Source organism: Pseudomonas sp. LBUM1673 (genome assembly GCF_059695645.1).
Genome location: NZ_CP166780.1, coordinates 540,542 through 553,293, shown reverse-complemented (window position 1 = coordinate 553,293; position 12,752 = coordinate 540,542). Strand labels below are relative to the sequence as shown.

Annotated in this window: 7 protein-coding genes and 1 pseudogene; all 8 read right to left on the bottom strand. The window is 57.6% G+C overall.

Translation table 11 applies throughout. The annotated features are described in order from the left end of the window. Window positions 1-77 precede the first annotated feature (77 nt). Window positions 78-917, bottom strand: a complete 840-nt coding sequence (locus ACA044_RS02505; RefSeq protein WP_008009107.1) for a 23S rRNA (adenine(2030)-N(6))-methyltransferase RlmJ — start codon at window positions 915-917, stop codon at window positions 78-80. A gap of 324 nt (window positions 918-1,241) precedes the next feature. Then, window positions 1,242-1,565, bottom strand: a pseudogene (locus ACA044_RS02500) (hypothetical protein). A 405-nt stretch (window positions 1,566-1,970) separates the two neighbouring features. Then, complete coding sequence (locus ACA044_RS02495; RefSeq protein WP_497445014.1) at window positions 1,971-2,327, bottom strand: hypothetical protein; 357 nt, start codon at window positions 2,325-2,327, stop codon at window positions 1,971-1,973. 397 nt (window positions 2,328-2,724) lie between these two features. Beyond that, complete coding sequence (locus ACA044_RS02490; protein WP_497445013.1) at window positions 2,725-3,108, bottom strand: hypothetical protein; 384 nt, start codon at window positions 3,106-3,108, stop codon at window positions 2,725-2,727. A 2-nt stretch (window positions 3,109-3,110) separates the two neighbouring features. Beyond that, window positions 3,111-7,766 carry an RHS repeat-associated core domain-containing protein gene (locus ACA044_RS02485; RefSeq protein WP_497445012.1) on the bottom strand — a complete coding sequence of 1,552 codons (4,656 nt, stop codon included), beginning with the start codon at window positions 7,764-7,766 and terminating at the stop codon, window positions 3,111-3,113. Further along, complete coding sequence (locus ACA044_RS02480; RefSeq protein ID WP_497445011.1) at window positions 7,766-8,503, bottom strand: DUF4123 domain-containing protein; 738 nt, start codon at window positions 8,501-8,503, stop codon at window positions 7,766-7,768. The genes ACA044_RS02485 and ACA044_RS02480 overlap by 1 nt, the downstream gene beginning before the upstream one ends. Then, window positions 8,493-10,511, bottom strand: coding sequence for a type VI secretion system Vgr family protein (locus ACA044_RS02475; protein ID WP_497445010.1), 2,019 nt, complete (start codon window positions 10,509-10,511; stop codon window positions 8,493-8,495). Before ACA044_RS02475 ends, ACA044_RS02480 begins: the two co-directional genes overlap by 11 nt. Window positions 10,512-10,874: 363 nt before the next feature. Next, the gene (gene putP / locus ACA044_RS02470; protein ID WP_497445009.1) at window positions 10,875-12,359 is read right to left on the bottom strand and encodes a sodium/proline symporter PutP; all 1,485 of its coding nucleotides are present in this window, start codon (window positions 12,357-12,359) and stop codon (window positions 10,875-10,877) included. Window positions 12,360-12,752: the final 393 nt, after the last annotated feature.

Here is a 12,752-nt window from a genome sequence, read left to right as displayed (position 1 = left end):
GGTCATACCGACCTGTAGGAGCGAGGCTTGCCCGCGAATGCGTCCTGTCAGACGCCATCAATCCATCTGATCAGCAATCAACTCTCGGCAATCAACCAATCCATCTGCCACCCACCCTGGGTCTGCCCAAGCTTCTTGGACAACCACGGCAGCAACTCACGCAATTCCTCTTCCAACCCCCACGGCGGATTGGCAATCGCCAACCCCGAGCCATTCAAGCTATTGGGCGTATCCAACGGATGCACCAACAACTCCACCCGCAACAACTTCGGCGCACCCGTGCCGGCCAGGTCCTGATAGAAACGACGCAACATGCGCTGATCCTTCACCGGGTACCAGATCGCTGCCACCGTCTGGCGCATCCGGCCAATCGCCTCTTTCAACGACGCCGCACAACGCTGCATCTCATCGAGCTGCTCGAACGGCGGATCAATCAACATCACCGCCCGCTTCTCCTGCACCGGCAACATCGCACGCGGCACATGCCAGCCTTCGCCCAAGTGAACCTTCACCCGACGATCACCGGCCATGTTGTCCTTGAGCAGCAAGCCATCTTCGGGGTGCTTCTCGTTGAGCATCAACCGATCCTGCGGCCGCGTCAGACGCCGCGCCAACTCCGGCGACCCCGGGTAATAGCGCAACTGGCCATCCGGATTCATGTCGTGCAACACCTTCATGTAATCGGCAGTCAGCGCCGGCAAATCCGGCTGATCCCACAACCGCGCGATGCCTTCCAGGTACTCACCGGTACGACTGGCCTGATCACCCTGCAGGTCATACAGACCAATACCGGCGTGAGTGTCGAGATAGGCAAACGGCTGCTCCTTGCGCGACATCAAGGCGATGAGGCGGGTCAAAGTCAGGTGTTTGAACACATCGGCGTGATTGCCGGCATGGAAGGCGTGACGATAATTCATGATTGCTCCTGCGAAGGCCGGGAAGTTTACCTTGTACGGCGCAGAACGTCAGGGGTTCGCGGCTGAGCGGGCAACTAGGAACGATCATATCCCGGCCAACCAAACCTTGTGGCGAGGGGGCTCGCCCCCGTTGGGCTGCGAAGCAGCCCCAAAATATCCAGACCAACCCATAACCCTGTGGCGAGGGAGCTTGCTCCCGCTGGGCTGCGCAGCAGCCCCAAAACCAGCAACTCGGAGTTGTCTAGCACACCGCAGGGCTAGGCTTGGCGACTGCTGCGCAGCCGAACGGGAGCAAGCTCCCTCGCCACAAAAGCCGTCCGGCGCTTAGTCCGAAGACCGAGCCCGCAACCGCCGCCCCACCACATCCAGCACATCACACCCATCCCGCAACGGAATGGCGCAGAGCAAGGCAAAGTCGCTGAGGATGAAGGACTCACACTCGACCGAACCACGCATCGACATGTTTTCCAGCACCTAAGTGACTGCGCGAATTCGGTAGCTGGCCGCATCGGTCAAGATATCGAGTGGTGCGTGGGTATCGACGAACAGGGTGGGCATGTCGTTGCAGTTGCTGGTGAGCGCCATGAAGCGGTTGTCGGGGTGGGGAACTGGTTTTTCGTAGGGTGGATCGGGTGTAAGCGTTTTCATTAGAGACTCCCAAAGAATAATAGGAGCTACCATCAGCCTTCCTACAGGCTAGGGGTGGCAGCTATACGCGAGGTAGGAATATCGAGACCTTTGGGAAAACTCGACCACGCCGAAGCGTGCCCGCGCATAGCCGCCGTAACTGATCTTACGGACGCACGTTAACGGCCGCAAACAAGCATCGACGCCAATGTAGCTCTAACGGTTTCGAAGGGTTCCTACGCCCTGCCACTGAATTCTCAGTGACCACCAGAGACTATCGATGGAAAACATTTCACACCAGTTCATGGAAACCGATACGAAGTGAAGGAAACTTCCGACGAGCTTGCCCAGAAAATTCGCCAAAAGTAGGACAGAATTTTAACCTAATAGCTTTCATCTAAGATCTACAGCAACTAAGACATAACGCTAGAGCTTTACAATTTCAGCTTGATATCGCAACAAACAGTCCAAAAGAACCCGCATAAATTTCCGCCGATCGTCAACCTCATCATCAAAATAAGTTGTTATTTTTTCAAAAATAGAATCGAAGCTTTCACCCACCTCCAAATAGTAAATCAACGTGTCGATATACCACTCGCGATCACTGTCACTATAGGAAGTAAATTCCGGCCTCATAAGTATGTCGAACAGCTCAGCGAGCTCGACCTCGTCATTAACATCCTTAGAAACTATGATCTCTTCTCTTTCATCGCTATCGACATTATCAATATCAAACAAAAAAAGCAGGCCGCGTAAAATAGAAAGTTTAGGAGGACGCTTCATCTTCAAAAATCCGCATAAGTCGTTATTGGAGCACCAGCTCCATTTAATATGGCAACCGCTTCTGTTTGCTTCCCATACTCCAATCCGCCTCGCTTGTATCCTTCACCAATTTGTTTACCCATATTCATTGGCTCCTTAGAGGCGGCGTGACCATTTCGTCTGAATATTAGCTGAGCACGATGAATAGCGTTCAATTGATCCCTATAGCTAATAAAGCGTGTCGCGGCGCTAGGTATTTTTGGCTGACCAGCCTTCTTTCCTTTTGTGTACCTTTCAATCACTCCCGTAGTTGGATTCCTTCCTGTCGTCGCCTATTCAAAAAGGGGACGGATTTATTTGTAGCTGCTCATCCTCCCAACTATTTTTCGCGACAACAATTGAAAACTGCTGAATCTCTTCAGACACCTGTCGGAAAAACATTCACATTCTTAACCTTTAAATCCACGAACACCGAGTCAGCTTCCGCACATCCAATCAACTCAATAAATATTATTGATCCACCCACGTCAACAACTGCGCCGCCCTCCATATCATTTGAAATTAAAGTCCCCGTCATAGTTACGATGTCATCCATCTCTCCAATAGAGTGAGCATTATTGAGCGAAGAACAAGCATTCTCTCCCCAAACAAACTCATCATCGATTTCTAATTCGACATCATACTGTTCACCAATTTTCGGTGGGGCAGCACGCCAAACTGCGGTTGCGGACCCGACATTGGTTGAAAACCCAACTAGAACTTTTTTAGCAACAAGAGTCACGAGATCTATGGTTATTTTCATACTTATTTCTTCGGTAATGGGACGCGGACAACGGTATTTTCAACGTTCATAACATTCTCCTTTAACTGGAGTATCCACTTCTCCTCGTGGTAATGATGCTTACTCGGCTTGCCACCCATTTCATGCGCTCCGTATCGAATGCTTCTCTTACCGTCGGCTGAAACCAATCTGTCGGAATCCGGGAGATTCGTCCTTGGGTGATTGTTTGTATAGGGACCCTCACCTAAAAACTCTTCCCACTTATTGGTGGCATCCTGGGATTTAACTGGCTTACTCGCATAAGTTTCTTCGTGATATCCCATCCGAGGCGTATCACGAGACACCTCCGGCAATTGAGGCTCCCCATCAGCTACCGCCGTATCCGACGGATCCTGCTCTCCAAACGACGGCTTTTCACAACCATCGCCGCCGGGGCAAGTACTCAACCCCAACGGATCAACCCACCTCGTCGGATTCGGGGTGTACTGGTACTGGTTCAGCCCACCCGCCAACTTGATCGGGTCCGGCGTCAAATACCACCCAACCTCCGGATCATAGTAGCGATGGCGGTTGTAGTGCAGACCGCTCTCGGCGTCGAAGTACTGCCCCTGGAAACGCAGAGGCTGATCGAGCTGCTCGCCCCCACCGAATGCCAGATGCGTGACCTTGCCGTAGGCGTTGTACTTCGCCGACCAGGCAATTTCGCCACCGAAATCGGTCAGTTCCTGCGGCGTACCGAGATGATCGAGTTGGTAATAAAATGGGCAGGCCTTTTTCGGGCCTTTGCCGTCGAGCATGGCAAGCGGGCGGAAGCTGCCGGGTTCGTAGAGGTAGCTGCGGTAGTGCTCGCGGCTGCTTTCAGCAACGAGGTGGTCGCCCTGCCAGAAAAACTCGGTGGTGTGGCCGTCGACGGTTTTGGCGATGCGGCGGCCGAAGGCGTCGTAGCGGTAACTTGAACAACGACCGTCTGGAGTGGTGACGCCGACCAAGCGGTGCTGGCAGTCGTAGCGGTATTCGGTGACGAGTTTTTGCGCGATGCCGCGGCGTTCGCGGATCAGGTTGCCGAAGGCGTCGTAGTCGTAGTGGCGGTCGCCTTGCATCAGCAGGCGATTACCCAGCACCTTCGCAACGCCGGGGCGATCCTGCATCAACAGGTTGCCGGCCGGGTCGTGGGCGAAGGTTTCCGCTGGGTCGTCGCGGGTGTGGCGGACGCGGGTCAGGCGGTTGAGCGGGTCGTACTGGTAGCTGCGCTGGCCGTGGCGGGTGTCGGCGATGTGGTCGAGATTGCCGTTGAGGCTGTAGGCATAGTCGCGGCGGTACAGGTTCTTTTGCTGTTGGCTGACGGCATGGGCCTTCAAACGGCCCTGGTCGTCGTAGGCAAACTCGCTGAGCAGCAGGCCTTGCTGGCGCTGCTGTTCGCGGCCGGATTTGTATGTGTGACTGGTAAGACGTGCGCCATTGAGGTCGATGGCGGTCAGCGCACCGCCCTTGGCGTGGTGATAGTCGAGTTTGCTGCCATCCGGCAGGCGCAGGCGCTTGAGCTGGCCGCAGGCGTCGTAGGCATAACGCAGCGTGCCCCAGCCCTGGTGTTCGGTGATCAGGCGGTCCTGTTGGTCGTACTCGAACTCCAGCGGATGATCGTGGCCGTCGTCGACGCCGACCAGTCGGCCCAACGAGTCGTAGCGGTATTCGACCTTGATGCCGTCAGGCAGCGTCTTGACCTGTAAGCGCCCGGTCGAATCCCGTTGATACCTCGTAACCAGCTGCGAACCGTCATCGCCGAACTCGGTTTTCTCCAGCAACTGACCGTTGAGGTCATAGGCGTAAGCGGTACGGCGACCGTCGAAACCGGTTTCCTGTCGGATCAGGCCGTTGGGCGTGTAATCCAGCCGATATTTTTCACCGGATTCGTTTTCGATTTCCGTCAGCAGCAGCTGCGCGTTGTCGTAGCGGTACTGGAGCTGGGTGCCGTCGGGGTTGATCCGGCGGCTGACCAGGTGCAAATCGTCGGCGTATTCGTAGCGGGTGACGCGGCCCAGTTCATCGCGTTCGGCGGTGATTTTTCCGTAGGCGTTGTAGCTGAACCCGCGGCTGGCGCCGGTAGGCAAAGTCGTCTGGATCAGTCGACCGATGGCATCCCATTGGTACTGGGTGAGCGCACCGTGTTCGTCCTGACGGGTAATCTGCCGCCCTAGCGCGTCGTAGGAAAAGCGCCGCTGACTACCGTCCGGCAAGGTCTCTTCGAGCAATTGCCCCAAGGCATTCCAGACGCACACATGCCGGCTGGTGTCCGGATAGCGGATCGACAGCAAGCGCCCCTGAGGGTCGTAGTGGTAATGGGTGACATGGCCGTCGGGATCGGTCGCCTCGGTGACATCCCCCTGGGTATTGCGCTGATACTTCCACACCGCTTTACCGCGATAGCGCGCATGCAGGAAACCGTTGCGATACTCGTAGGCCGTCGGTTCGTCTTCCGGCGGAATTAGCGCCACCAGCCGTCCGACGTCGTCGTAACGGTATTCGGTGACGGCCCCGAACGGGTCCTGCTCGGCCACCAACCGGCCATTGTCGTCATAGGCCTTGAGCTGTTCGCCGCCATCCAACCCGACCTTGCGCACCAGCCGCGCCCGGTCGTCGTGGACGTAAACCTCTTCACTGCCATCAATGTTCTGGACCGTGACGCTGCCCTGGTCCTCCCAGACATAGCGCGCATCCATCTGCGAAAACGACGCCCAATGCCGAACGCAGCGGGCCGCCTTGCCAGACCGTTCCCACTCCCAGAAGAAACTCGCCCCACCGGCCAGTTGCCGCTGCAGAATCACGTGTTGATCGTCGTAGTCGTAACGCTCGCTTTCCCCGGCGGCGTTGCTCGCTTCGATCAGTTGAGCGCATTCGTCGTAGCGGTAACTGACCAGCGTTTGCTCGGTGTGCCAGGCCTCGGCGAGGGTCTGCGCCGGGACAAAAACCTGATAGTCGACGGCGATCAGATGAGCGCGGTCATAGCGCAACAGCAAGGCGCGGCCGGCGCCGTTGTCAAGGCGCTGGATGCGTTCCTGGCGGTCGCGGGTGATGCGCAAGCGGTTGTCGTACGCGTCGCTGATCGCCGTCAGCCGGCCGTTGTGAAAGTGGTAGAAACGCGTGTCGTCGCCCGCCTGGGCGAGGATCAGTTCCTCGGGGTCATCGCCGAGATAAATCGCCGCGCGCGAGAGGCTGTTGTGGATCGCCGGGCGTTCGCGGTTCGGCACTGGAAAGGTGGTGCGACGGTTTTCGTGGCCGATCCAGAGGACGGTGTCGCCGTCGATTTCCAGTCGATGGGTGAGCGAATGGCTCCAGCCAAATCCGAGTCCGCAGTCGATCTCGGCAGCGCTGGTGCGATAGAGCCGGGAGAAGTCGAACGGCAGAATCCCGTCCAGCGAACCGTCGGTGAGGGTCAGCAGTTCTTCGCCGGTGACCATCGATACCGGGCATTTGTTGGTCGCGGTTTTATTGACGGAATCGGCGCTGTCGCCGTTGGGGTTTGTTGCTTGTTTCGAGACGTCGTCGTGGTGTTCATTTTGCTTGAGCGTGGTGTTGCGTTTGGCGTCCCAGCGCAGTTGCATCCGGCCTTTTTTCAGGCCCGCGGCCACACCCCGGGCCGCAATCTTTTTGTAGCGGTCGACGTAGCCCATGACGCTGTCGATGATCGTGAAGATCGCTTTGACCAAGCGCAGAACGGCATTGATGATCCGTGCGCCGTAATTGACCAGGCGCATGCTCAGGTAGGCGATCCCGGCGCCAGCCCCGGCGAACGTCAGGACAATCCCGATCAGGATGTCGATCAGCAACTGCACCACGCCCGCCGACACCGCTTCAGCGGTTTTACCGGCGATCTCGCTGGGTGGCAGCATTTCCAGCCAAAGGCTGGCGGTGCGCAGCAGTAAACACAGGGCTGCCTCGTCACTGGCCAGCAGCTGGATCTTTTGCATCACCTCCGGTGATTGTTCCGCCAGCTCACGCAACTGATCGGCACCGCTGCCCAACCGCTCAGCGAACCGGCCGGGATCCTTGAGGATGTCCGACAGCAGGCTGATGCTGTCCCACACGCCCTCGATCGCCGCCCAACTCCCGGCCAACATCCCGTTGCCCACCGCCGCCAGCGACGCGGCCGCCGACTGCTGCGACCATTGCGGCTTGAACGTTTTCCATTCCTCACGCAGCCAGTTGTCGAGCTCCGTGGTCAGGCCGTCATAGGAAGAAAAAAGCTCATCAACCTGCTGCAGCGTGACTTCGTTGTGAACGTGAACGCGGTAGGACTTGCCCTCTTCCCCTCGGAACGTTCCCTTGCCGTTTTCATCGAGCGTGACCGACTTCGATGCCCCGCCCTCAACCGCAATCACATCGACCTGAATGTTCCCCAACGGAATGTCGTAAACCGACTCGAACTTACTCTCGATTTCGAGCATTCCGCCTTGCGGGCACTGGACAACGGTGGAGAGAAAACTATCATCGCCGCTGCTGACAGCGGTGCTGGAGCTTCCGAACCTGATGATCCGTTCCATGCCCATCAGCGACGGCAGATCCGCCATGTGGCTGGCCTTGTCTGCGGCCTGGCTGAACCAGTGCTTGAGCTGTTCGCGGTAGAGCTTCAGGGTGTCTGGAAAACCGTCGAGCTCCTGCTCAATCCGTACGATCTGATCCATCAGCCCAGCTCCGTCATCAGGTAATCCACCAAGGCTGATTTCGGCGCTTGAGGCAGGTCGGGCATCTCAAGAAAGCTCGCGACTTTGTGCCGCAACACGCTCATCGAAAACGCCTCGTAAAGGTCTGGGCGGTCTTCGCTCAACCACTTCAGCAGGTTGTTGATGTGTGTTGTCGCGGACTCGGTGGCGAGGTGTTTGAGCAGCGACTCAGAAACGTCCCACCACGGAAAAACCCTGGAGGTTTTCAACGCACTGCCACCGATTTCGAGAGCCTGGCCATTAATCAGGCAGCGCCCGATTACCGGTATCAATTGCGCGGCATCAACCTCAGCCGACCGCAGAATCGGCAACAAATAACGCCCATCCCAAAAACGGAAAAACACCACGTTGCCGTTTGGCAAAAGAACTTGAGAGAGGCTGCGCAAATGCTCGAGCAGCACTTCATGAGAGGCAGAAGAAACCGCCAGCCAACCCCAATCGCGAGACTCAGTGACGGCAACCCACTCCAGAAACTCACTGCCAGCAGCGACGATTCCGACATAGGGCATCACCGCTTCCCACTCGGCGTAAGTGGTATCAGCCCAAATCGGGCTCGGTGCTTGAGCGGAGATCGAGCGTTGCCAGGCTTTGAACGGTTCAGCAGCACTGGCACTGCTGAAAATCGCAAACAGTTGCTCCGTCGATTTCAGCGGTTGGCGCTCAAGCCAGGCGAGAGGTGACAAGAGATCAGGCGTCACAAACACCGTCCTTGCAGCGCTCGCATTCTTCGCAGAACGGCGCGTCGCTTTGCAGGCTGAGTATTTGCGCAGCACTGAGCAGCGCGGCCGGGGCGGCTGCGAGTTTCAACGGAACATCCGGCAGGCTCGGCGCAGCAGCCATGGCCGCCATCGGCGCGCCTCCGACCTGAATCGGTACGCTGCTGAAAATCCCGCCGGGGCCGATGTTGATCCACTGCCCGCCCGCCTGAATGGTCGCGCTGGCGCCGCCGTCGATGACCACTTGCTGGCCGGCGCTGACATGGAATTGCTGAGTGGCGCTGAGGGCCTGACTGGACACGCGAATGTGCCGGTCGCCGATCACCACCAAGTGATCGTCCTGCCGTACTTCGGTCTGGCGCTGACCATGGGTAATGCGTTTTTCGTCGGCCTTCAGTTCATGGCGGGCGGTGCCGGTGACGACGATGCTGCGCTGGTTGTCGACCTGCACTTGTTGATCGTTCAATACATGCTGGGTCCAGTTTCGCTGGGCGCGCAGGTAGATTTCCTCGGCGCCTTTGCGATCCTCGATGCGCAATTCGTTGTAACCGCCGCCACCGGGGCTACTTTGGCTGCGCAAAATACTGCGAGTCTTGTCGGCCGGCAGATCGAGGGGCACCGGGGTCGCTGCATTGGGCAGGCAACCCATCACCAGCGGTTTGTCGGCATCGGCATCGACAAACCCCACCAACACCTCCATGCCGACGCGCGGAATCAGTACGCTGCCGTAGCGGTTGTGGGCCCAACCGGAAGCGACACGCAGCCAGCAACTGGAGTGTTCGTTGCGCTGACCGTCACGGTCCCAGGCGAGTTGAACCTTGACCCGGCCGTATTCGTCGCAATGGATTTCGCTGCCAGTCGGGCCAGTGACCACGGCGGGTTGATAGCCAAGCATGCGCGGCTTTTCTGGCCCCAGCGGCGGGCGAAAGGATACGTCCCACGGCGTCGCCAGAAAGGTATTGCGATAGCCCTGGAAATCATCCGGGCTGTCGCTGGTGGCCGACTCTTCCAGCACCTGCGGCTGCCGGCCACGGTGCTCAATTGCGGTGATCAACCACAGGTCATTCCACGTCTGACGCGGGTGTTCGGCGAGGTGTAGGAAATGCCCACTGACCAAAGCAGATTCGTCGCCGAGACCTTCGGCCTGGCGGAAATCTGCAGCGTGGCGCTCCAAGGCCCGTTGAGCCAGATGTTTGCCATGTTCGCGATCGGTGAATTGGCCGGGGAAGTGGTAGTCCTCAAGCACCGGGCGCTGCTCGCTGTCGACGCGGCTTTCGAGTTGCAGGCGCGGTTTGTGGAAGTCGTAGTCCCGGCGGGTGACTGCTGTAGACCGGGTTTCCAGCCGCAGGTTGAAGCGCTTGATCGCTGGCGCCTCCGCCGCCATTCCGCTGCCCGGCAGGTACAGCGTCGGTTCGGGCAGGCGGGGGAAAACCGTCTGATCATCGCCAAACACCAACAGGTGCCCGTCGAGGCTGTGCTGGAAGTGGTAGTGAATACCGACCTCAGCGCACAGTCGCTGGATGAACGCCAGATCGCTTTCGGCGTACTGCACGCAATACTCGCGATCGGGGTAGTCGCTGCCGAGCCGGAACTCGAAGGCGTCGCGCTGGATACCGTGGTCTTTGAGGATTTGCGCGACGATCGCCGGCACGCTTTTGTGCTGGAAAATCCGCTGATTGATGCGCTGACCGAGATACGCCAGACGCGGTACGAGACTGATTTGGTAGCCCGTCAGACGTTGACCGGAATCGCTCTGGCCGACCCGATAAACCTGACCATGAATACCGGAACCTTGCGCATCGAAACTCAGAAACGCCTGACGATGAAGCAGGCTTTCGAGTTCAATATCGGGCCGTTCGCTGACCAGCTCCAGGTCAAAGCGGTAGGGTTGGCTGATGGCTTCCTTGCCCGTGAACTCAAGTACCTTGAGCTCATTCTGGACGCCGTCGAGGGTCAACGTGAAACGCGGTTGATTGGCAGGCGCGAACATCCGATGTGTCTCTGCAGAATGAAGGCGGGCGATTCTGCATGAGCGACAAGGGGTGTTGACGGAGGGACAAGGAAATCAGATTTGCCCTGCTTTTTAAGGGATTTTTCCTTCAAAAATCGGGATGTTTGGCTACAGACATTCCCTGCAAAAGTAGTGTGTTGCAGCGGATGGCCTCTTCGCGGGCAAGCCTCGCTCCTACAGTTCTGCGGCGAATCATAAATCCTGTAGGAGCGAGGCTTGCCCGCGAAGGCGGCATCAAAAACACCAACCCCTTCCCCGCAAACCAAAAAAAACGGCCCACTTCCAAAAGGAAGCGGGCCGTTTTCATGTTCAGCGAAAGGTCAGAGCATTAGCTCATCCCCATCACTTGTTCAGGCGGAAATCTTTCTCGGCCGCAGCAAAGCGCTGAAGCATACCGGTAGTCGGTGCGCCCATTTTGCTGACGAAGAAGATGGCCAGGCTGGCGAAGATGAAACCAGGGATGATTTCGTACAGACCCAGCAGTTCGAAGTGTTTCCAGACGATCACGGTGATCGCGCCGACCAGGATGCCGGCCAGTGCGCCGTTGCGGGTCATGTCTTTCCAGATCACGGAGATCAGGACGACTGGACCGAAAGCGGCACCGAAACCAGCCCAGGCGTAGCTGACCAGACCCAATACACGGTTTTCCGGATTAGCCGCCAGAGCGATGGCGATCAGAGCAACCAGCAACACCATGGCGCGGCCGACCCAGACCAGTTCCATCTGGGAAGCGCTTTTACGCAGGAAGGTTTTATAGAAGTCTTCGGTCAGGGCGCTCGAGCACACCAGCAGTTGGCAGCTCAGGGTACTCATTACCGCCGCCAGGATGGCCGACAGCAGCACGCCAGCAACCCATGGGTTGAACAGGATCTTCGCCAGTTCGATAAACACACGTTCGTGGTTTTCGGTCACAGGACCGGCCAGTTCAGGGTGCGCCGAGAAGTAAGCGATACCAAAGAAACCTACAGCGACGGTGCCACCCAGGCACAGGATCATCCAGGCCATGGAAATCCGACGTGCCTTGGCAATCGACTTGACCGAATCCGCCGCCATGAAACGCGCCAGGATGTGCGGTTGGCCGAAGTAGCCCAGGCCCCAGCCCATCAGCGAGATGATGCCGATGAAAGTGGTGTTTTTCAGCATGTCGAAGTTGCTGGCGTCTTGCGCTTCGATGGCCAGGAACGTGGTGTCAACGCCACCGGTCGCCAGCAGCACGATGATCGGCGTCAGCAACAGGGCGAAAATCATCAGCGTGGCTTGTACGGTGTCAGTCCAGCTCACTGCCAGGAAACCACCGACGAAGGTGTAGGCAATTGTCGCCGCAGCACCGGCCCACAGCGCTGTCTCGTAGGACATGCCGAAGGTGCTTTCGAACAGACGGGCGCCGGCCACGATGCCGGAAGCGCAGTAGATAGTGAAGAACACCAGAATCACGACCGCGGAGATGATCCGCAGCAGGCCGCTTTTGTCTTCGAAACGGCTGGAGAAGTAATCCGGCAGGGTCAGTGCATCGCCGTTGTGCTCGGTCTGCACGCGCAGACGGCCGGCGACGAACAGCCAGTTCAGGTAAGCACCGATGATCAGGCCGATGGCGATCCAGCTTTCGGAAAGACCGGACATGTAGATAGCGCCCGGCAGGCCCATCAACAACCAGCCGCTCATGTCGGAAGCACCCGCGGAGAGTGCAGTCACGACGCTGCCCAGGCTGCGACCGCCCAGAATGTAGTCAGAAAGGTTGTTGGTGGAGCGATAGGCCATGAAGCCGATCAGCACCATTGCTGCGATGTAGATCACGAACGTGATCAGGGTTGGATTGCTTACGCTCATTGAGTTACGCCCTGGCATTGTTTTTATGTAGCGGCGGCTAGTGAACCGCTCGCAAACGACGACGTTTGACAGACGATTCCGGATCCCGCGCATTTATGACTGATGTTTCCCCAGGAAAGCCATCAGCCGGCACACCGATCTTTTTGACCGGTTGCACCTTGGCCGCGAATGCTATTCAACAAAGCAAATAAGGTGCAACCAGTTTCGTGAGAATAAGTTGCACCTAGTCGGATTTTCCTGAAAAGGGTCGGTTTTTGCTCCTTTTTAGAGCGCTTTTCGGGTTTTGCTATAAGCAAAAGCACCAAGCAGGCGCGGGACGTGTGTACCAGAATTTATTTCCTGACGAGCTGCTTATTATTTCGACAAAAAAAGGGTTGCACCCGGTTGCACCTC